Origin of the sequence: Streptococcus parasanguinis (assembly GCF_001073155.1) — a bacterium.
GTDB classification, from domain to species: domain Bacteria; phylum Bacillota; class Bacilli; order Lactobacillales; family Streptococcaceae; genus Streptococcus; species Streptococcus parasanguinis_D.
Map to the genome: position 1 here is coordinate 62,612 of NZ_JVEE01000025.1, position 19,776 is coordinate 82,387.

Annotated in this window: 21 protein-coding genes; 13 read left to right on the forward strand and 8 right to left on the reverse strand. The window is 44.5% G+C overall.

Annotation, left to right across the window (positions count from 1 at the left end; all coding sequences use genetic code 11):
- Positions 1-184 precede the first annotated feature (184 nt).
- From tsaB to ADH92_RS03425, 6 genes are all read left to right on the forward strand, one after another.
- Complete coding sequence (gene tsaB, locus ADH92_RS03400; protein ID WP_049497109.1) at positions 185-868, forward strand: tRNA (adenosine(37)-N6)-threonylcarbamoyltransferase complex dimerization subunit type 1 TsaB; 684 nt, start codon at positions 185-187, stop codon at positions 866-868.
- Complete coding sequence (rimI, locus tag ADH92_RS03405; protein WP_049497112.1) at positions 865-1,302, forward strand: ribosomal protein S18-alanine N-acetyltransferase; 438 nt, start codon at positions 865-867, stop codon at positions 1,300-1,302. Before tsaB ends, rimI begins: the two co-directional genes overlap by 4 nt.
- Positions 1,292-2,302: a tRNA (adenosine(37)-N6)-threonylcarbamoyltransferase complex transferase subunit TsaD gene (tsaD, locus tag ADH92_RS03410; protein WP_049497113.1), complete on the forward strand. Its 1,011-nt coding sequence runs from the start codon at positions 1,292-1,294 to the stop codon at positions 2,300-2,302. The genes rimI and tsaD overlap by 11 nt, the downstream gene beginning before the upstream one ends.
- A gap of 218 nt (positions 2,303-2,520) precedes the next feature.
- Complete coding sequence (locus ADH92_RS03415; RefSeq protein ID WP_049497115.1) at positions 2,521-3,216, forward strand: AzlC family ABC transporter permease; 696 nt, start codon at positions 2,521-2,523, stop codon at positions 3,214-3,216.
- Positions 3,203-3,529, forward strand: coding sequence for an AzlD domain-containing protein (locus ADH92_RS03420; RefSeq protein WP_235287923.1), 327 nt, complete (start codon positions 3,203-3,205; stop codon positions 3,527-3,529). The genes ADH92_RS03415 and ADH92_RS03420 overlap by 14 nt, the downstream gene beginning before the upstream one ends.
- 102 nt (positions 3,530-3,631) lie before the next feature.
- The gene (locus tag ADH92_RS03425) at positions 3,632-4,294 is read left to right on the forward strand and encodes a hypothetical protein (RefSeq protein WP_049497117.1); all 663 of its coding nucleotides are present in this window, start codon (positions 3,632-3,634) and stop codon (positions 4,292-4,294) included.
- Positions 4,295-4,615: 321 nt separating this feature from the next.
- Here the strand turns inward: ADH92_RS03425 and aao are convergent, their stop codons facing one another.
- The 5 genes from aao to larA all read right to left on the reverse strand — a co-directional run bounded on the left by aao (position 4,616) and on the right by larA (position 10,054).
- The gene (gene aao / locus ADH92_RS03430) at positions 4,616-5,788 is read right to left on the reverse strand and encodes an aminoacetone oxidase (RefSeq protein ID WP_049497119.1); all 1,173 of its coding nucleotides are present in this window, start codon (positions 5,786-5,788) and stop codon (positions 4,616-4,618) included.
- A gap of 138 nt (positions 5,789-5,926) precedes the next feature.
- On the reverse strand, positions 5,927-6,640 hold the full coding sequence (gene larD / locus ADH92_RS03435; protein ID WP_024056458.1) for a D/L-lactic acid transporter LarD: 714 nt from the start codon (positions 6,638-6,640) through the stop codon (positions 5,927-5,929).
- A gap of 20 nt (positions 6,641-6,660) precedes the next feature.
- The gene (gene larC / locus ADH92_RS03440; protein WP_049497122.1) at positions 6,661-8,004 is read right to left on the reverse strand and encodes a nickel pincer cofactor biosynthesis protein LarC; all 1,344 of its coding nucleotides are present in this window, start codon (positions 8,002-8,004) and stop codon (positions 6,661-6,663) included.
- Positions 8,004-8,771 carry a nickel pincer cofactor biosynthesis protein LarB gene (gene larB / locus ADH92_RS03445; protein ID WP_049497124.1) on the reverse strand — a complete coding sequence of 256 codons (768 nt, stop codon included), beginning with the start codon at positions 8,769-8,771 and terminating at the stop codon, positions 8,004-8,006. The genes larC and larB overlap by 1 nt, the downstream gene beginning before the upstream one ends.
- A gap of 8 nt (positions 8,772-8,779) precedes the next feature.
- A complete protein-coding gene (larA, locus tag ADH92_RS03450; RefSeq protein WP_049497126.1) occupies positions 8,780-10,054 on the reverse strand; it encodes a nickel-dependent lactate racemase in 1,275 nt (424 codons plus the stop codon).
- A gap of 160 nt (positions 10,055-10,214) precedes the next feature.
- Here larA and ADH92_RS03455 point away from each other — a divergent pair, with 160 nt between their 5' ends.
- The 4 genes from ADH92_RS03455 to ADH92_RS03470 all read left to right on the forward strand — a co-directional run bounded on the left by ADH92_RS03455 (position 10,215) and on the right by ADH92_RS03470 (position 12,720).
- Positions 10,215-10,880 carry a Crp/Fnr family transcriptional regulator gene (locus ADH92_RS03455; protein WP_021153951.1) on the forward strand — a complete coding sequence of 222 codons (666 nt, stop codon included), beginning with the start codon at positions 10,215-10,217 and terminating at the stop codon, positions 10,878-10,880.
- Position 10,881: 1 nt separating this feature from the next.
- Positions 10,882-11,730 (forward strand): ATP-dependent sacrificial sulfur transferase LarE, encoded by an 849-nt coding sequence (larE, locus tag ADH92_RS03460; RefSeq protein ID WP_023919180.1) that lies wholly within the window; start codon positions 10,882-10,884, stop codon positions 11,728-11,730.
- Positions 11,731-11,733: 3 nt separating this feature from the next.
- Positions 11,734-12,258, forward strand: coding sequence for a DUF924 family protein (locus tag ADH92_RS03465; protein ID WP_049471959.1), 525 nt, complete (start codon positions 11,734-11,736; stop codon positions 12,256-12,258).
- Between the two features lie 162 nt (positions 12,259-12,420).
- Positions 12,421-12,720, forward strand: coding sequence for a YbaB/EbfC family nucleoid-associated protein (locus ADH92_RS03470; RefSeq protein ID WP_003005613.1), 300 nt, complete (start codon positions 12,421-12,423; stop codon positions 12,718-12,720).
- A gap of 207 nt (positions 12,721-12,927) precedes the next feature.
- On the opposite strand, the gene ADH92_RS03475 is transcribed toward ADH92_RS03470, so the two are convergent.
- The 3 genes from ADH92_RS03475 to ADH92_RS03485 form a co-directional block, all read right to left on the reverse strand.
- Positions 12,928-13,521: a 3'-5' exonuclease gene (locus ADH92_RS03475; RefSeq protein ID WP_049497129.1), complete on the reverse strand. Its 594-nt coding sequence runs from the start codon at positions 13,519-13,521 to the stop codon at positions 12,928-12,930.
- A 53-nt stretch (positions 13,522-13,574) separates the two neighbouring features.
- On the reverse strand, positions 13,575-14,069 hold the full coding sequence (locus ADH92_RS03480; protein WP_003008835.1) for a DUF536 domain-containing protein: 495 nt from the start codon (positions 14,067-14,069) through the stop codon (positions 13,575-13,577).
- Between the two features lie 104 nt (positions 14,070-14,173).
- Positions 14,174-16,462: a Xaa-Pro dipeptidyl-peptidase gene (locus ADH92_RS03485; RefSeq protein WP_049488257.1), complete on the reverse strand. Its 2,289-nt coding sequence runs from the start codon at positions 16,460-16,462 to the stop codon at positions 14,174-14,176.
- 101 nt (positions 16,463-16,563) lie between these two features.
- Here ADH92_RS03485 and ADH92_RS03490 point away from each other — a divergent pair, with 101 nt between their 5' ends.
- From ADH92_RS03490 to ADH92_RS03500, 3 genes are all read left to right on the forward strand, one after another.
- Positions 16,564-17,841: an HdeD family acid-resistance protein gene (locus tag ADH92_RS03490; protein WP_023919173.1), complete on the forward strand. Its 1,278-nt coding sequence runs from the start codon at positions 16,564-16,566 to the stop codon at positions 17,839-17,841.
- 106 nt (positions 17,842-17,947) lie between these two features.
- Positions 17,948-18,715, forward strand: a complete 768-nt coding sequence (locus ADH92_RS03495) for a CppA N-terminal domain-containing protein (RefSeq protein ID WP_049497132.1) — start codon at positions 17,948-17,950, stop codon at positions 18,713-18,715.
- Positions 18,716-18,725: 10 nt separating this feature from the next.
- Positions 18,726-19,667 (forward strand): serine hydrolase domain-containing protein, encoded by a 942-nt coding sequence (locus tag ADH92_RS03500; RefSeq protein WP_049497134.1) that lies wholly within the window; start codon positions 18,726-18,728, stop codon positions 19,665-19,667.
- The last annotated feature ends 109 nt before the right edge of the window (positions 19,668-19,776 follow it).

The window sequence follows — 19,776 nt, forward strand, 5'->3', positions numbered from 1 at the left end:
TCATTATATCATAAATTTGCCTGTAAGTAAAAGATAGACTGGAAAAGTCAGAGAGGCAAAGGGCTATAATAGAGAAGCTTTTGAGCGGTTTTGCATAGGAAAATCCTGCGCTCTAGAGGAGAGTTTCGCTGGGATTTGAAGGGAATTTGTAGTATAATATAATCCAGTTCAAGAGGAGTAGGAAATGAAATTATTAGCATTTGATACCTCGAGTAAGGCTCTTTCTGTAGCGATTTTAGAAGATGAGACTCTACTTGCAGAAACAACATTAACCATTAAAAAGAATCATAGTATTACCTTGATGCCGGTCATCGATTTTTTGATGCAACAAATCGACTTGACACCCAAGGATTTGGATCGTATCGTGGTGGCAGAAGGTCCTGGGAGCTACACTGGACTGCGCATTGCGGTCGCAACCGCAAAGACCTTGGCTCATACTTTAGGGATTGAATTGGTCGGGGTTTCGAGCCTCTTAGCCCTAGTGCCAGATGATCTAGAAGGTTTGGTAGTGCCTATCATGGATGCCCGTCGGAACAACGTTTATGCAGGTTTTTACCAAGATGATCAGCTGGTCGCACCAGAAGGACATTTTCCATTTGAGGAAGTCCTAGAGCGTGCAGCGACGAGTGAGCAGGTCACCTTTGTCGGAGAAGTCACTGCCTTTAAGGAACAGATTGCCTCTAGCCTGCCAAGGGCTACTTACTATGAAACCTTGCCAGATGCAGTGAAAATCGGACGTCTCGGTCTCAAACAAGCGCCTGCTAACCTCCATGATTTTGTTCCTCATTATCTCAAACGGGTCGAGGCAGAGGAGAATTGGCTCAAAGACCACACGGAAACAACGACCTCTTACATCAAGCGTCTATGATGAAAGGAACAATCAGGAAAGGGAGCATCCAGGATGCGGCCGCCATTCTCGCTGTGATGGAAGATGTCTATGAAGCTAGTCCCTGGAAGTTGGAGCAGATTGAAGCTGATTTAGAGCAGGAATCGACCTCCTATTTCCTAGCTGTGGATGAGGGGCAAGTCCTTGGATTTGTCGCCATTCAAGAGACTCTCTATGAAGCAGAGGTACTACAGATTGCGGTCAAGCGCGCCTTTCAAGGCCAAGGCTTAGCTCAGCAGTTACTCGCGCAGTTGCCGGGCCAAAAAGAAATTTTCTTAGAAGTGCGCGTGTCCAATCAACCGGCCCAAGGCCTATACAAAAAAATGCATTTTGAAGAAATTGCACGGAGGAAAAACTACTATCACGATCCCATAGAGGATGCTGTGATCATGAAGAGGAACCCGAATGAAAGATAGATATATTTTGGCTTTTGAGACATCTTGTGATGAGACCAGCGTGGCTGTCTTGAAAAATGACGACCAACTCTTGTCCAATGTCATTGCCAGTCAAATCGAAAGTCACAAGCGTTTTGGTGGGGTGGTGCCGGAGGTAGCCTCTCGCCACCATGTGGAAGTCATCACCGCTTGTATTGAAGAAGCCCTGGAAGAAGCTGGCATCACTGAAGCCGATGTCACAGCTGTGGCTGTTACCTACGGTCCAGGCCTGGTTGGGGCTCTCTTGGTCGGCCTAGCTGCAGCCAAGGCCTTTGCCTGGGCGCATGGACTCCCTTTGATTCCTGTCAATCATATGGCAGGGCACTTGATGGCCGCTCAAAGCGTAGAGCCCTTAGAGTTTCCACTTTTGGCCTTGTTGGTGAGTGGAGGACATACTGAGCTAGTCTACGTCAGTGAAGCGGGGGATTATAAGATCGTCGGAGAGACCCGTGATGATGCTGTCGGAGAAGCTTATGACAAGGTCGGGCGCGTCATGGGCTTGACCTATCCAGCAGGACGTGAGATTGATCAACTAGCCCACCAAGGATCTGATATCTACGATTTCCCACGAGCCATGATCAAGGAAGACAATCTGGAATTCTCCTTTTCAGGACTCAAATCGGCCTTTATCAATCTGCACCATAATGCCGAGCAAAAAGGAGAAAGCCTCTCCAATGCGGACCTGTCAGCGAGTTTCCAAGCAGCTGTCTTAGACATTCTCATGGCCAAGACCAAGAAGGCTTTGGAGAAATATCCAGTCAAGACTCTAGTCGTTGCTGGTGGGGTCGCAGCCAACCAAGGTCTTCGTGAACGCCTGGCTTCTGACATCACAGATGTTAAGGTCATCATTCCGCCTCTGCGCCTCTGCGGGGACAATGCAGGGATGATCGCCTATGCCAGTGTCAGTGAATGGAACAAAGAAAACTTCGCAGGCTGGGATCTTAATGCCAAACCAAGCCTAGCCTTTGAAGGAATTGAATAAGAAAAAGGAGCCAATTGGATGTGCAAGGTCCAATGGCTTTTTTGCTGGGGTCTCACCAACTAGTAGCGAATTTGCGAGTCGAAAGAAAATTCGGTATGATAGAAGGAATAAAAGATTGAGGAGGGCTGGGATTATAAAGCTTTCTCTCTCAGTTGTCCTTTTTCAACCTTTTTTCTTGTGTTATAATAGAGGTCAATGATTCAGAAAGGAGTGAGAGAGTGGAAAAAGATTTTTGGCAGGGGGTGAGGGACGCACTTCCGACGGCTTTGGGCTATATCAGTATTGGCCTGGCTTGCGGTGTGGTGGCGTCTCCCTATCTTTCTCCTTTGGAGATGGCCTTGATGAGTATCTTGGTCTATGCTGGGGCGGCCCAGTTTGCGATGATCTCTCTGATTGCGGCTCATTCTTCAATATTGAATATGGCTTTGACGGTGTGTTTGATCAATCTCCGTAATATGTTGATGAGTCTGCATACGTCGTCTGACTTTAAGGATGCTAGCCTTGCTCATACCATCGGGATTGGAAGTCTCCTGACCGATGAGAGTTATGGGGTCTACTTGAGTGAGAAGTTAAAAACGGACACCATTACAGTTCCTTGGATGCATGGGAACAATCTAGTAGGCTATGTGGCCTGGGTCAGTGCGACAGTTATCGGAACAGCTCTAGGATCTCTCCTACCTGATCCAAAGGCTTTTGGGCTTGATTTTGCTTTAGTGGCTATGTTTATTGGGATTTTTGCAGCCCAGTTTCAAGGAATGCAACTGACAGAAAAGACCAAGACCATGCTCATGGTGCTGTTAGCAGTAGCAGTGAGTTTCTTTCTCTTACTCTTTTTTGTTTCGCAACCACTAGCAGTGCTAGCTGCGACCTTGATCGGCTGTTTTGTGGGGGTGGTCTGTGATGCGCGTGAATAGTTCTATCTTCATGGCCATTCTGGCCTCAGCACTCGTTACCTGGATTCCTCGGATCTTGCCCTTCCTCTTGGTCAAATACAAGGGACTGCCGGCTCCTGTGACCCGCTTTCTCAAATACCTGCCCATTTCCATTATCTTTGCCTTGGTTTTATCAAGCTTAGTAGATGGAAAAATTGGAAGCCTCCCGCAGTTTCACTGGTTGGATCTAGTAGTGACCATTCCCAGTCTCTTTGTAGCCTTTCGTTACAAAAACCTTATGGGAACCGTTTTGTTTGGAATTGTCTTGATCGCCCTATTACGATTGGTGTTTTAAATGTAAAAATATGTTACAAAAAAATTACAATTGTTACAAAAAAACTTGATTTTTGTAACAATTGGAGTATAATGGGAGTCAGAAAGATAAAGAGGTGATCTTATGAAAAAATCAATCTTCCGTTGGAGTGCCGCTGTTCTGGTGGCTGCGTCACTTGGTCTAGCTCTCGGTGGTTGTGGTGCAAAGGATAAAAAGACAGCTTCCTCATCCGCAAAAGCTTCTACCAGCAAGGTAGAGAAAAAAGCTAAAAGTAATAGTAAAAAGAGTGCAGCATCTTCCTCTCAGGCAAACAATACAGCTAGCTCTTCGACTCAAGCAAGTAGCGCGACAGCTTCAAAAGACTCTGGTAAGACTGAGAATGCGTCTACTACGACGCAAGCTACTGTCCCTGCAGAATTGGTGGGAACTTGGGTAGGATCTAGCCCACAAGCAGATGCGATTAAAATGACAGTGGACGCCAATGGAGATGTGACAACAGTTGTTAGCTTCAAAAATGATAGCGAACCGACTCGGACAGCGACCTATACAGCAAGAGCAGTAAAAGCAACAGGCAATATATACTATTGGGAGTCAGAAGGATTGGATGGAGCTGATGCCTTGCTTCCTGGGATCACAGGGCTAGGTGTAGCCAACTTCCGACTGGAGCCAGGTTTTGTCTTAGAAGAAGGCCATTATACCCCGATTGTTTTCACAGCGCCTGTCAATACAGAATTTGACTACACCAAATACAATGATTTCCGTTTTTCATTAACCAAAGAACAATAAAAAGACGAACTCGATGGAAAATCGAGTTCGTTTCAGATTGAAGACAAAGTCATTTTAAAAACTTTCCTTAGGTGAGTACGGACGTCAGCGAACTTCTTCGAAGTTCCATGACTAATTATTGAGCCTAGGGTCTCAATAATTCCGAGTGCCTGAAACAATAACATTTCAGGCACTTTTCTCACAGCGGAAAGTTTTGGTATTTTCTTAATTCATCCTAAGAATTGGACCACATTTATATTTCTTTGTAGAATTACTTAACTTATTTTACTTTAAAATAGTTGGTCATCATTCTAAAACTAGCTCGAAAATCGAGTTCGTTTTTTAGTAATGAGGGCTCCCTGCTACCCAACCGGTGCAGAGGGCGGATGTGATATTAAAACCGCCTGTATGGGCATTGATATCGAGGACTTCTCCTGCAAAGTGGAGTCCAGGAACTAGCTTACTCTCCAGAGTTTTCGGATTGATTTCTTTGAGGCTGACGCCACCCTTGGTCACAAAGGATTTGGCTAGAGACATCTTCCCAGTGACGGGGATAGGCATCTCTTTGATCTTTTGGATGAGCTCTTCTGTCTGATTAGGAGTGAGTTGCTTGGCTTTTTCAGGGAATCCTTGCGCCAAGAAATCAGCTAATCGTTCAGGAAGTAGGGCCTTGAGGCTATTTTTAATCGCCTTTTCTCGATGCTCTTCTAGAAAGTCTTTTAACTCTTGGGAAGAAGTGGTCGGAAGGAGGTCCAGAGATAAGATTTCCCCGCCTTTAACAAAGCTGGACATCCGAAGGGCTGCAGGGCCAGAAAGTCCAAAATGGGTAAAGAGAAGGTCGTGTGTGATGATGTGTTTGCCGTAGCTGAGGGTCACATCTGTCAGAGAGATGCCTTGGAGGGCCTTGTGTGGAAAATCTGTCAAAAGAGGACTTTCTGCCGCTTCGAGATCTGTGATGGTGTGTTTAAAGTGGCGGGCGATTTCGTGTCCGTAGCCAGTAGAGCCGGTAGAAGGGTAGGATTTGCCTCCAGTCGTAACGATCAGCTTATCAGCTGTCCAAGTGTTTTCAGCTGATTTGACGATGAAGACGTCTTCTGGCTTGGTGACAGAGACCACTTCACAGTTGGTGGCAATGCTAGCACTAAGCTCAAGAATCTTATTTTCTAAGGCTTGAATAATGGTGCGAGATTGATCACTAACAGGAAAGACCCGGCCATGGTCTTCGACTTTTAACTTGACGCCATTATCGGTAAAAAATTGGATGATATCATGATTATCAAATTGGGAAAACACACTGTAAAGGAAACGGCCATTTCCAGGGATACCGGCCATCAAATCGTCTAAGGTCCCGTTGTTTGTGACATTACAGCGCCCCCCTCCGGTACCTGCAAGTTTCTTACCCAGCTTTTTATTTTTTTCGATCAGTAGCGTAGGTTGGCCATAAGAGGCGCTGGCAATGGTCGCCATCATACCTGCTGGGCCACCGCCGATGACAATGGTGTGAAAATGAGTCATGTCGTTCTTCCTTCTTTTGTTTCTTTCATGATTTGCTTTGTCCATTATATCATTTTATGGACGGCTTCGGAAAACGAAGGAATCAAAAAAACAAGCACCCTTCGATGCTTGCTTTCGAATGATTCTTCGATCAACTCATTACATGATTCCAAGGAAGTAACGGATGAAGAAGAAGGCAAGGACAGCACCAACAAATGGAGCAGTACCTGGTACAAGAAGACCATATTGCCAGTCGTTGTTTACTTTATCTTTGATTGGCAAGATTTGGTAAGCGAAACGAGGTCCAAGGTCACGCGCTTGGTTCATTGCGAAACCTGTAGTACCACCAAGACCCATACCGATAGCCCAAACGATCAAACCAACAGTGAATGGAAGCATTGCTTCGTTGGCGTGTTCAGCAGCCATGATAGATGTCAAGAAGATAAATGTTGCGAACGCTTCGACGAAGTAGTTACGTGGAAGGTTACGGCAGTTAGGGTTTGTAGAGAAGATGTTACGGATAGCAACACCATCAATTTGACCTTCAGAAATCTTGAAGTGGTCAGCATACATAAAGTAAGCAATCAAAGCTCCAAGGAAAGCACCGATCATTTCAGCGATTGCAATTGGGAAGAATTGAGCGATTGTCAATTTACCAAGAAGGACTTTCAACAAAGCCATAGCAGGGTTCATTGAAACGCCGCCAAAGACGAACAAGCAGACAGTGATACCGAATGCCCATGTAGTGATCGCGAATAAGTGTCCAGTTCCAGCATATTTTGTTTTCTTCAAAACGTCGTCACAGTGTACGCCAACCCCGAAGATAATCATCAAAGCTGTACTCATAACTTCTGCAAGTAATTGATGTGTCATGTTAATTAATGTCTCCTAAATTAATAAATGTATTTTTGTAATTGGTGATAAACTTCTTGAATCGGCAACTGCATCTCCGTAGCAATACGCTGACAGTCTTCGTATTCAAGTGTTTTTTTAGTGGTAGATCCGTACTGGTTAATTTTTACCGTAACGGGTCCAAATTCCGTATCGATTTGTTCAAATCGACGTTGCATGACCTTTCGGTCGACTTGTTGGTATCGAAAACCAATGGTACTGGTTTCTTTGAACAAGAGGGCTGAAAAATCTTCCAACTGACTTCCTTGAATCAAGAGAATCAATTCAAAGCCAGGGCGATTCTTTTTCATAACGACGCTACGATAGTAGACATCTAAAGCTCCAGCGTCCAGGAAACGGTGGATAATATAACCAAGTTGCTCTGGTGTTTGATCATCGATCGTAGTGGTGATCTCAATAATTTGATCTTCCGTGCGATGAACAACAGTGGTGCTGTGAGAGGTGTCTTCTTTCAATAGCGAACCACGTAAAGCATTGAATTTTCCAGTCTCTCTTTTACCAAATCCATATCCCACACTTTCGATGGAAAGGTGAGAAGGGATTGGTTCAAAGATTGGTGACAATGCTTTAAGGAGGGCTAACCCTGTCGGAGTAATCAACTCCGTTTTAACTGTGAAGTCTTGAGTAATCGGAATAGTCGTTCCTTTTCTCAACTGCATCACAGCGGGAACCGGAACAGGCATTTCTCCATGGGCAACTGAAATGGTCCCACTTCCCTCAGTGAGAGGAGTAGAGTAAACTGTATCGATACCGAGCGATTCCACTAGGATGAAAAAGCTAACGATGTCGACAATGGAGTCAATTGCACCAATTTCATGGAAATGAATCTGTTCGACAGGCATGTTATGCACAGCTGCTTCGGCCTTTGCGATATCAAGAAAGACTTCAAGACTTTTTTCTTTCACAAAAGGACTCAACTGTGAAGCGGCAATCAAATCGTGGATATCCGCATAACTGCGAGCATCCGCGTGGGAATGGTGATGATGGTGTTCATGATCGTGATGATGTTCGTGATCATGATGGTGTTCGTGATCATGATGATGTTCGTGATCATGATGATGTTCGTTATCATGATGATGTTCATGATCGTGATCAAAATCACCTTCAATCCCCGTATCTTTCTCCCCGTGGTGAAGGTGAACATCGAAATCAGTTCCCCAAATTGCGCTTTTTGCGACGCGATGAACGTGGAGGTGGAAACCATCCACTCCCAGTTTCTCGAGTTTTGTGTGAAGAAGGTCGACATCTGCCCCAAGGTCCACAAGAAGACCATTGAGCATATCGCCACTTATTCCAGAAAAAGGTTCTAAAAATAGACTGGTCATCAGTTTTCCTTTCGATTGTGGTTGAGTCGATTGATCATACATGCTGAATAAGCTGCACCAAATCCGTTATCAATGTTGACGACCGTTACACCAGAAGCGCAAGAGGTCAACATACTCATCAAGGTTGTTAGCCCTTGAAGGTTGCTTCCGTATCCAATGCTGGTCGGAACGGCAATAACGGGGACATCCACAAGGCCTCCTACGACACTGACAAGAGCTCCTTCCATACCGGCAATCACGATGATCACACTGGCTTTTTGGATCTCTTCTAAGCGATTGAAGAGGCGATGGATGCCGGCGACTCCCACATCATAGATTCGGCGAACCGAATGGCCAAAGGTTTCTGCAGTGACTGCAGCTTCTTCTGCAACAGGAACATCACTTGTCCCTGCTGTGACGACCGCAATGTAGTGTTCAGGATCGGCTTCTTCCTTTTTAGAGTTGAGAACGAAGCAGCGGGCTTCTGGATAATAGTGGCCAGTCGGAAAGCGCTGAGAAAGAGCCTCTCCCTTTTGGAGAGAGACTCTTGTTGTGAGGATCGGCAATTCTTTTTGTGAAAGAAATTGCAGGATTCCTTCCATTTGCTCAACTGTCTTTCCTTCGCCGTATACGACTTCAGGGAAGCCGTTGCGACGTTGCCGGTCAGTATCAATTGCTGCATACCCTAGTTCTTTAACCCCGTTGATTTGCTCCAGCGCATCCTCAACTGAGAGATGGCCTGCTTGCAAAGAACGGAGTGTCTGTTCTAGATTGGGTTGAAAATCCATGTTTGATTCTATTCAACAACGACAGAAAGTCCGTCGCGGATAACTGCTACTTTAGCATCTTTTCCTTCACGAGCAAAGGCTTTTTCAAGCGCTTCGTCAAATGAAGTTGCAAGTTCCATATGCATACCTGTGATCAATTCAGGATCTACAAGGTCAGATACAAAGATAACATGGTGGTGCACCAAAATACGTGCCAAGATTTGAGAAGTCCATTGGTCTGGGACAGTCTCTAAACGAGGTGTATTGATGGCTTGTTCCAAGAATTCTTTTGGATCTTCTACGTCAGCAAGGTTGCGATAGAAACCTTCTCCACCGTGACCATCTGCACATCCAGCCACCATGATGATTGTTCCGCCTTCTTTGTTAGAAGCTTCGGCTGCAGTCATCCCTTTAACAGCTTGGTAGATATTTTGGTCAAGTGGGAAACCACCGTTTGTTGAAATTGTGATGTCGCTTTCGATCTTAGACACATGTGCCAAGTCTGCAACGAAGTCACAACCAACTTTGTGGGCTTCAACCATGTCCCCAGCGAAAGATCCGATGATGTGTTTTTCGCCGTCCAATACAACGTTGACGATGAAGGCCAAGTTTGCAGTACGAGCAGCGTAAAGCATATCTTCGTGGATTGGGTTGTGGTCAAGGTTACCAGTACGTGCCTTATCAGAATTGATGAAGTCACCTGAGTGGTTCGCCATGATAGTTTTGTATGATGCGATACCTGGAAGGACTGATTTACGTCCACCTGAGAATCCAGCGAAGAAGTGAGATTCGATGAATCCTTCTGCTATCAACAAGTCAGCTTCAGCAGCGATTTTGTTGATGATACAATCACCACCTGAAGGAAGTTGACCGATTTTAACCATGTCGTCGTCGTTTGTTGAAATGTGCATAACGATTTCTTCATTGTCAACGATTTCTTGGCCGTATTTGTTGATCAATTCTTCACGAGTTGAAGGACGGTGGAAACCAGTAGCAACCAAGATACGCACGCGTGCATCAGGGTTAACTGAGCGAATACGACGCAAAATGATTGGAGTGATGATGTGAGAAGGAACAGGACGAGTGTGGTCAGAACTGATCAACACGATGTCTTTTTTGCCTTTAGCAAGTTCTTCCAAAGTAGGGCTGCCGATAGGGTTATCCATTGAACGTTCAACAGTTTCTTCTTCAGACAGTGGGTTATGGAAGTTTTCCGCTTTTGACTCTAACAAACCAGCAAAGTTTTCATCTGGAATCTTTGCAACAATCGTCTTTTTGTCGTACGGTAATTTAATTTCTACCATTATTTGCGATCTCCTTTATTAATACTGATACTTATAGTATAATTCTTTTTTAAAAGAGGTGTGTGCCATTTGTTGTCAACAAATGATGACATAAAAAAACAAGAACAGGTGTATCATTAGTGTGATTTCAAGAAAGAGCAGATGGGGAGGAAAAACCGTCGTGAATTCAGAATTTTTAGTGAAATTTTTGGAAGAGAGGCGAACGCCGATCGTCAAGAAAAAATACCATAGTTACCTCTCCTATCGTGGGATCAAAGAGGATTACATCTACATCTTGAAAGAAGGTGTGGTCAAGACAAGTGTCATCATGCGTGATGGGCGTGAGTTTAACTTTTCCTATCTAAAAGCCATTGACATTGTCTCTTTGATTCGTGATGAGGTGTCCAACTATACAGACTCACCTTTCAATGTGCGAGTGGAGACAGAAGAAGCAAGTTTTTATCGTATTCCTCGGGTCAAGTTTTGGAATTTTGTCAAAGAGCATAAAGAGCTGCAGGACTATGTGAGGGACTATTATCGTAATAAACTGTCTGAAAGTATGGAGTCTCAGCAGTATATGATGATGAATGGTAAAAAAGGGGCGGTTTGTTTTCATTTGCAAAAACTAAGCAGTTTGTTTGGTGTGGAGCAAGAAGACGGCTTCTTGATTGATTTCAACATTACCAATGAAGATATTGCCGGTTTTTGTGGGATTTCGACGCGAAACAGTGTCAATCGCATTCTCAATGAATTAAAACGAGAAGGTGTTTTGGATATTCGACAGCAAAAGATCGTGATTTTGGATAATGAACGGATTGAAGAATTTATCGGAAGGGAGCTATTCTAAGATGGCAACAGAAGCACAAATCAGAAAAGAAAAAGAAGAAAAATTACAAGATATTTTACGAAAAATCGGAAAGGTAGCAGTTACCTATTCAGGTGGGATTGACAGCTCTTATCTCTTGAAGGTGGCCTTGGATACCTTGGGACCTGACAATGTTATTGCGGCCGTCGTGAACTCTGAGATGTTTTCAAATGAAGAATTCGATCTAGCGCTCGACTTGGCCGATCAGCTAGGAGCACCTGTGCTTGGACTGGAAATGAGAGAATTGAGTGATCCACGGATTGCTGCCAATACGCCCAATATTTGGTATTACACCAAACAATTGATGTACCAAACTATTAAGGATTCAGTTACAGAACTGGGCTTTAAGCAATTGGTAGACGGCAATATTATGGATGATATCGACGATTTTCGCCCTGGTATCAAGGCTCGGGACGAAGCGGGTGTCCGCAGTGTCTTGCAAGAAGCCGGCCTCTATAAGACAGAAATTCGTCAATTGGCCAAGGAAAGAGGGGTCTCCAATTGGAATAAGGTGCCATCTTGTAGCGTTGCCTCACGCTTCCCATACGGAGTGAAAATCACTTCAGAAAATGTACAACGGGTTTTTGAAGGGGAAGAGTTCCTTGTAGGACTTGGCTTTGAGCAAGTCCGTGTGCGTGTGCATGGAGACTTGGCGCGCATCGAAGTGGAAGAAGACCATCTGCTTAAAGCCATCCAACTGCATGACAAGATCAATGACTACATGAAAAAAATCGGATTTACCTATGTAGCCTTGGATTTGGCTGGATATAAGTACGGCCGGATGAATGATGCATTGGATGAAAAAACAAAAGAAAAAATTATGGCAGGTTAAGCAATGAAGGAAGTGATAAGGTTCTGGTTCGAAGAGTTGAAGCCAGAGGATTGGTTCAAAAAATCAGAAGCACTGGATCAAGAAATGCGGGAGCGCTTTGAGGAACTTTATTGGAAGGCCAGTCGTGGGGAATTGTTTCACTGGCGGGCTACGGCAGAAGGGCGTTTAGCAGAGATTTTGCTCTTGGACCAAATTCCTCGCAATATTTTTCGAGGGACTGCCCAAGCTTTTGCGACAGATTCCCTGGCCTTGGTCTTGGCCCAAGAAGGCCTAACACAAGCTCAAGAATTACCAGTTGTACAAAGAGGCTTTTTCTACATGCCCTTTATGCATTCGGAATCTTTAACCATTCATGAAGAAGCTCTGCGCCTATTTGATCAACCGGGCTTAGAAAAGCGTTTGAAGTATGAGAAGATGCACATGGACATTCTTCAACAATTTGGGCGTTATCCACATCGGAATGCCATCTTAGGACGGCCTTCGACCAAGGAAGAAGAGGAGTATTTGAAAGAACATTCTGGCTTTTAAGGGAAGATGAGGCCCACAGATTTCAAAACTCTTTTCTCTCTTCATGAAATTGCCTGAAACAGCAGGCATGATGTCAGAGTTCCCTCACCTAGGCTTTTCCAAGCGTCTAAAAAATGGTATAATGAACTGTAAATTTCAGAAGTTGGAAGGAATGTAATTGCTATGATGAATATGCAAAATATGATGAAGCAAGCTCAAAAATTGCAAAAGCAAATGGAGCAAAGCCAAGCGGAATTAGCCGCAACTCAATTTGTAGGGAAATCTGCTCAAGACTTGGTTGTTGCAACTCTTACAGGTGATAAGAAGGTTGTCTCCATCGATTTCAACGCCGCAGTGGTCGACCCAGAAGATACAGAAACGCTTTCTGATATGACGGTTCAAGCCATCAATGCTGCCATTGAAGAAATTGATGCGGCAACTAAGAAAAAACTCGGTGCTTTCGCAGGGAAATTACCATTTTAAGCTAAGGAAGTTTTCATTAACTCAAAAGAGGCTGGGACAAAAGTCCTAGCCTCTTAATTGTTTTTGGATTGTCGAGCAAGACGCAGTGGTTGAGTGGGCTCTACTACGCTGATTTCATCAGATTTTACAGCCCTACTCAACTGTGCGGAGGTGGGACGACGAAATCGAATTATAACGAATTACCGATTTCTGTCCCACTCTCTCTTTTTATTCATCAAAAAATCCGGATAAGTCCAAGCCTCCGAAGGGGTTGGTGGAGAAGTTCTCTTGCTCTTCAAGGAGGGTGCGGCCTTGATCAAATTCGAGGAATTGTTGGTAGACAAGAGCTGTCATGCGAGCGTCTTCTAAGCTATCGTGTGATTTTCCTGCGACTCCCAAAAATTCTGCAACGGTGTGGAGTTGGAGATTTTTAATGCCGTGGAGGTCAGATGGACGACGTTCGAAAGCCTCGTCAAAGACATCGACAGCGTACTGGTCTTCTAAATCCAAGCCATTTTCAAGTAGGATGGGAAGGTCGCTCTTTTTGGCATTGTATCCAATCAAGGGGCGGTCTCCAACGAAGGCCTTGAATTCGCCGAGGACCTGCTCTAGTTGTGGAGCATTTTGGATCTTGTCCTGGGTTATGCCAGTGAGGCCGTTAATAAAGCTTTTTAGAGGCTTATCGGTGTATACGTAGGAGTCGTAGTGGTCGACTTCTTTACCGTCCGTAAAACGCACGGCAGATACCTGGATGATCTGATAGGCACCTTCGTATTGGTTAAATTCGAGATCGAAGGCGATATAATCTTCTAATATTTTCATGGGAAATCTCCTGTGCTAGAAAAGAAAAGGGACTGGTAGGATCCAGCCCCAGATTATCGACGGAAAACGCGTGCCCAGAAACCTTTGCTTTCTTGCTCTTGAACTTTTTCATTGGCTTGTTCGAGTTCAAGTTTCAAGGTATCGCGGTCGTTCATTGCCTGTAAAGTCAATTGTTGTTGTTGGTCCAATTGCTTGTCTTTTTCAGCAATTTGAACGTCTTTCACGCGCAACTGTTCATCTTTCTTAGCGAGTTGCTCGTCTTTGGCTTTGAGTTGCTCGTAGAGACGGACGATTTCAGCATTTTTTTCATCCACCAAAATTTCCATCAATTCGCGTTGTTTCACATCATCGCTGACGGGCTCATCTTCAAAAATAGTTTTTTTGTAGATTTCTTCGAGCTTGATCAAGCCACTACGGGTTACAACGGTAACCCCTTTTTCGTTCTTTTGTGTATCTTCTGGAGCCAGCGCTTTGACACGGTTATTGACCGCCTGGCGGCTGACTCCTAAAATTTCAGCAATTTCGCTGACAGTTTTTTCAATCGCCATAACTTCCTCTAATATCTTTTTCTATGAAATACTCTATTAGATAGTAACATAAGTAGGCTAAGCTGTCAAATGAAGCCGAGTAAGGGCAAGCCTTGAGACCACGATTAGCGGGTCTCTGTCATTTCAGGAAGATGGAGGCTGGATTGTGCTAAATCAATGGTCAGTTGGTAATCGGTTTGATCGCGCACAGTGATTTCAAAGTCCGTTGTGTAAAGGACCAGGCGAAGGGTCGCTCCTTTTTCGAGCTTGTAGATGGTTGGTTGAAGATCAAAGTCAAATTCCATCCACTCGCCTGGCGTCACAGCCTCAACCTCTAAGAGGTCATGACGATTTTGGAGGTTGAGATAACCTTTAGAAATGACTCGTTGGCCAGCTTCTTTGAAAGGCAACTCAGTCAAATTGTCTAGCATATGGTAGCGACCGTTATCCAGCGTACGGACCGACAAGACAGCAGGATAGGGTTGGAGGTATTTCTTGCTTCCAAGCTCTAAGAGTTGGGCTGAAAGCAGGCCTTTATTGGTGCTGGAGTAAAGTCGCAGGTGAAGGCGAGCTTTCCCATTGAGGTGTAGGTCTTCTTCGATTGGAAGATCAATGGTCACCTGTTGCGCCTTATCCTGGTAGAGGTCCGTTAAGAAGGTCGGATAAGCCTTGCCATAGCGCTCGTAATCTTTTGTCTCGTAGCGGTTTTGGATGACTTTTTCGTCGTCTCCCAGGGAGAAGGTCCGCTGATTTGTTTGGTTGCCAAAATCATCCAAGGAAGTCCAACTTTGTTCTCCTGTATTGTCCTGCCAGATGACAGTAGGCAATTCATAGCTTGAATCGTAGCCCAGCAATTTTTTAGAGAGGAGGGCGTTCATGCTTTCGCGGAAGTCAATGGATTGCCAGTTGTTGAGATAGACATGGGCACCATTGTGATAGAAGAGGTGTTTCTTGATGCTTGTTGGAAGAGCCTGGAACATATTAAAGACGTGAAGAGGTTTCACGTTCCAGTCTTGCGAACCATGAGTGAAGACCACCTCAGCCTTCACCTGATCAGCATGTAAGAGATAATTGCGGTCGTGCCAGAATTGATTGTAGTCTCCAGAAGCGCGGTCCAGCTCTTTTTTCACGATGTCTAGATCGGCTTGGTGGGCTGCATTATGGTGCAAATAGTCTCCACCTAGAAGGTTGCGCGAGTAGGTCAATTCGGCAAGGGAATCGAAATCTTCACCTGGATAGCCACCAGGACTTGTCACGAGGCCGTTTTCGCGGTAGTAGTTGTACCAAGAAGAGATCCCAGCCTCTGCAATGATGACTTCAAGACCGTCCACACCTGTGGTCGCAAGGCCGTTAGACATGGTTCCAAGGTAAGAGATCCCGGTGGTTGCGACCTTTCCATTAGACCAATCAGCTTTGACTTGGCGTTTGCGTGTGTGATCTGTAAAGGCCCGGCAACGGCCATTGAGCCAGTCGATAACGTTCTTGTAGGCTTCGATTTGTTGGTAATTTCCATTGGTCATCAAGCCTTGCGAATCTTTTGTCCCCACTCCAGATACGTAGAGATTAGCGTAGCCGCGTGGAAGGAGGTAGTCGTTGAGGGTATAGCTGGAATTGATATGGGTGAGAGTTTCTTCAGCTTCATCGACTAGCTCAGCTGAACCGACAGGATCCACCAATTCTAATTGAGGTACTTCTACTTGAATGGTATGAGGTTCTTTGACCTCGAGGTCGACATTCATATTGTAGAGGGCCTTGTCGCTGGCCTTATCGTTGGTCCCTTGGTGATAAGGACTTGCGGTCATAACAGCTGGAATCTTGCCTTCATAGCGAGGACGGATAATGCTGACCTTGACCAAGTCTGGCAGACCATCTTTGTCGGTATCGACCCGACTTTCCACATAGACGACCTCGCGGATGGCATCATGGCTCGTAAAGGTTGCGAGGCTCTTGCCGTTAAAATAGTGATACTGGTTATCTTCAGGAATCAAGCCATCGCTGACCAACTGATCGATGAGTAAATTTCCTTTTACTGTTCGAGTATTGAGAAGGTGATAGAGGTTTTCTACCAAGTTTCCATACTCAATCGGAAATTGGACTTCTTTCAAGAAGCTATCCGTATCTTCAAAATCAATAAAATAGCGGAAACCGAGTAATTGGAGGGCTACTGTGTAAAAAATGTTCGGAGACCATTCGCAGTCAGATTGGATATACGTTAAAAAGTCTGTTTTAGAATCCACCACTAGGTTAGAGAGGGGATAATCTGTATCTTTATAGGTGAAGTAAACCTTGCGGACAAACCATTCAAACAGTTCTTTTTCTGGGAGGTGGGTGGGAAGGTCAAACCCAATTTCTTTTAGTTCCTTAAGAATGTCTTTTTGGTCAACAGATAGATAGCTATATTGATTGTATTTCATAGACTGCTCCTTTTATCAGTTTCTTTTTTCTTTACTTCTTATATTATACTTGATAAAATAGTATTTGTCTAAAGACTTTTCGTCTATAAGGAGAAGGAATATTGAAAAAAATATCTTTTGAACAAGTTGCAAGAAGACGGACCTTATTGTTTGGGGTTCTTGCCGTCATTTTTGGGATTCTCATTTTTCGAAACGGCGTTGGTTTCACCAAATTTTCCTTGGATCTATTAGCCATTTACTTTTTAGTTGATGGACTAGGAAGCTTTCTTCTTCGCTTTTTGTTACGTAGCAAGTCTATTTCCTATAGCCACTCTATTTGGTTTATTTTTCTTTCACTTGCGTTGATCTGGTTGAATCGACTGAGTAGTCTGCCCGTAAACTTAGTTGTGATTTGTTTAGGGGCATATCAGTTGGGGAGTGCCATTGTCTATGGGATCACATTTTGGCTTTATAAGGCCAATCGGGTAAAAGGAGGCTGGCTCTATTTATGGGATGCGCTTTTAAACGGTGGGCTTGGTCTAGCAACTGTCTTGGAACCTGGTTCAGATGGGCACTTCCAATTTATCCTCTTGGGGGCTTATCTGGTCTTGTTGGGGATTTCTAATATTCGAGATGGTATTTTATTTGACAAAGACCAACAAGGCCAAGAGTTAAAACGTCGCTTTCGTATTAGCCTACCGGTTATCTTTGCAGCCTTTATCCCTGCTAAGGAGTTAAAACGGTTTAACCAGTTTCTTCAAAAAGGGAGCTCGGCGGGACACACAGGCCCTTATCGATTGGTGAAAAAAGAAGAAGAGGCAAGGGAATTAGAAATTTTGGTTCATACTTCTGACAGCAACTTATTTGGAGCGATTGGGCATGTAGATATTTGTTATCAGGGGAAGGTCATTTCTTACGGAAGTTACGATCCCTTTTCAGAGCGTCTATTTGGGACGATTGGGGATGGCGTACTGTTTAAAGTGGATAAGGAACCATACATCGAACTATGTAAAAAAGAGAGTCAAAAGACGCTGTTTGGCTACAGCCTATCCCTTACCGAAGAAGAGAATCAGGCAGTAGAGAAGCGTCTAGCTGAAATTGATCAGTTGTTAGAACCTTGGGATCCACCTAGGAGGTTACTGGAAGACGGTCAGCCGACCTACGCTTACAAATTGAAATATGATTTAGGGGCTGAGCTATATAAATTTACTTCTTCGCGTTTTAAATCTTACTTTGTTCTGTCTACTAATTGCTGCCTGTTAGCAGATTCCATTGTGGGACAGGCAGGAACGGCTGTATTAGATGTGCGTGGAGTGATTGCACCAGGGACCTATCAGGATTACTTAGAATACGAATTTGAAGCTCCAAACGGGCGGGTCCATACACGAACAGTATACTAAAAAAAGAAAGACAGATTTTTATTTTTGAAAAATCTGTCTTTTTTGCACAAGATTTCTTGTAAAAAGCCAGAAAATCTTTTACAATAAAAAGTGCTTGGAGGAAAGTATGACAGCAAATCAGATCGTAAGAGTGATCCCAGTCTTGAAAGTGAATAACCGAAATGTCAATCAACGCTTTTATGAAGAGACATTGGGAATGAAAGTATTAGTGGAAGAAGGAGCTCTCCTATCTTTAGGAGATGCCTCAAAAGTAGAGAAAATTGTCTTAGAAGAGTCACCGAGTATGCGTTCGCGTAAGGTCGAAGGTCCAAAGAAATTGGGTCGCATCGTGGTGAAAGTGGCACAAGCTCAAGAAATTGATTACTTGTTGGCCCGCCAGCCAGAAACAAGCGCTCTTTACCAAGGAGCAAATGGTCGCGCCTTTGAAGTTGTGTCTCCTCAAGGAGATACCATTTTCGTGCATGCTGAAGAAAATCTTGAAAGCCTAGAACCTTTGGAGAAAGCGCCTCTTGTAGAAGCTCCCGAAGATTTCAAAGGTTTGACGAGTTTTGATGTGGACTTTCTTGAGGTCAATGTGGCCGATCTTGCTGAGGCTGAGAAGTTCTATAGCAGCTTGTCAGCTCTTGCCCACTTTATCCATTTGCAGGAAGCTCAAGGAGAAGATCTCCAAGTTGAGAACAAGGTAACTTGGGATTTGAGCATGATCAAGGTCGAATTGGCACCTTTTGATGTGGAAGACTTGAAAGAACGCTTGGGAGACGCTGTCGATTTTATGCACCGTAAGGGAACTTTCTTGATTGCCAAGGATCCAAGCCAGATCGAACTCTGGTTTGAAGCCAATCAAGATCAGGTCCATATTTCTTATGAAGAATAAGAATGGAGTGATGAGCGTGAAGGCAATCATCGAAAAAATTACCGAACAAATCCAAGAAGGCATCTATCCAGGTGCCTCTCTTGCGCTTTACCGCAATGGTCAGTGGAGTGAGCACTATCTAGGACTTGCGGACCCTGAAAAAGGTGAGCCAGTAGAGGCTGATCTGGTCTATGATTTGGCCAGTGTCAGCAAGGTCGTCGGAGTCGCTACCATCTGTGCCTTTTTGTATGCGAAAGGGGAGCTTCCACTCGATCGCCCCTTTAAAGAGCTTTACCCACGTTTTGCTCATGAGAAGACGACCATCCGGGAACTCTTGACCCATACTTCTGGGCTCGATCCTTTTATCCCCAACCGGGATCATTTGGATGCGAGACAGTTGAAAACAGCCCTTGAAAATTTGCAGTTAAAAGAAGACAAGAGTTTTCATTACACTGACGTCAATTTTCTTCTGTTGGGCTTTTGGTTAGAAGACAGGTTTCACCAGCCCTTGGATCGTTTATTTGAAGAGCTGATCTTTACACCTTGGAAGATGACAGAGACACGGTTTGGACCGGTCGAAAAGGCGGTGCCAACGGTCCGTGGCCTTGCTTCTGGAAGTGTTCATGATCCCAAAGCGAGAGTATTGGGCTGTCATGCGGGAAGTGCTGGACTTTTTTCAACTGTTGCTGATCTAGAGCGCTTCTTAGAGCATTATCTGAAGGATGATTTTGCGCGTGACTTGTCTCAGAATTTTGCGCGTGAAGAGGGCAAGACCCGCGCTCTCGGATGGAATCTAGAGGGTGACTGGTTGGATCATACGGGCTATACTGGAACCTTCATCATGTACAATCGAAAGAGGCAGGAAGCTGTGATCTTTTTGTCTAACCGGACCTATGAGAAGGACGAACGGGCCCAATGGATCTTAGACCGCAACTCTTTGATGGACTTGATCAAACAAGAATGTGAAAAATAGAAATGGATGGCTGGGATGACGGATCCCGGCCTTTTCTTGTCTGTCCATAAGAAGGAGCTCTTCTGGGTGATTCATTTTTGGACTCCGTCTTAGGTTGGATTTCCTTCAA

Bases quoted from the DNA above. Each gene is read 5' to 3' on its own strand.
- ADH92_RS03500 (WP_049497134.1), top strand. From the start codon at position 18,726: ATGAGCGTGAAGGCAATCATCGAAAAAATTACCGAACAAATCCAAGAA.
- ADH92_RS03465 (WP_049471959.1), top strand. From the start codon at position 11,734: ATGAAGGAAGTGATAAGGTTCTGGTTCGAAGAGTTGAAGCCAGAGGAT.
- rimI (WP_049497112.1), top strand. From the start codon at position 865: ATGATGAAAGGAACAATCAGGAAAGGGAGCATCCAGGATGCGGCCGCC.
- larE (WP_023919180.1), top strand. From the start codon at position 10,882: ATGGCAACAGAAGCACAAATCAGAAAAGAAAAAGAAGAAAAATTACAA.
- tsaD (WP_049497113.1), top strand. From the start codon at position 1,292: ATGAAAGATAGATATATTTTGGCTTTTGAGACATCTTGTGATGAGACC.
- ADH92_RS03425 (WP_049497117.1), top strand. From the start codon at position 3,632: ATGAAAAAATCAATCTTCCGTTGGAGTGCCGCTGTTCTGGTGGCTGCG.
- ADH92_RS03475 (WP_049497129.1), bottom strand. From the start codon at position 13,521: ATGAAAATATTAGAAGATTATATCGCCTTCGATCTCGAATTTAACCAA.
- tsaB (WP_049497109.1), top strand. From the start codon at position 185: ATGAAATTATTAGCATTTGATACCTCGAGTAAGGCTCTTTCTGTAGCG.
- ADH92_RS03420 (WP_235287923.1), top strand. From the start codon at position 3,203: ATGCGCGTGAATAGTTCTATCTTCATGGCCATTCTGGCCTCAGCACTC.
- larB (WP_049497124.1), bottom strand. From the start codon at position 8,771: ATGGATTTTCAACCCAATCTAGAACAGACACTCCGTTCTTTGCAAGCA.
- ADH92_RS03495 (WP_049497132.1), top strand. From the start codon at position 17,948: ATGACAGCAAATCAGATCGTAAGAGTGATCCCAGTCTTGAAAGTGAAT.
- ADH92_RS03470 (WP_003005613.1), top strand. From the start codon at position 12,421: ATGATGAATATGCAAAATATGATGAAGCAAGCTCAAAAATTGCAAAAG.
- larD (WP_024056458.1), bottom strand. From the start codon at position 6,640: ATGACACATCAATTACTTGCAGAAGTTATGAGTACAGCTTTGATGATT.
- ADH92_RS03480 (WP_003008835.1), bottom strand. From the start codon at position 14,069: ATGGCGATTGAAAAAACTGTCAGCGAAATTGCTGAAATTTTAGGAGTC.
- aao (WP_049497119.1), bottom strand. From the start codon at position 5,788: ATGACTCATTTTCACACCATTGTCATCGGCGGTGGCCCAGCAGGTATG.
- larC (WP_049497122.1), bottom strand. From the start codon at position 8,004: ATGACCAGTCTATTTTTAGAACCTTTTTCTGGAATAAGTGGCGATATG.
- larA (WP_049497126.1), bottom strand. From the start codon at position 10,054: ATGGTAGAAATTAAATTACCGTACGACAAAAAGACGATTGTTGCAAAG.
- ADH92_RS03485 (WP_049488257.1), bottom strand. From the start codon at position 16,462: ATGAAATACAATCAATATAGCTATCTATCTGTTGACCAAAAAGACATT.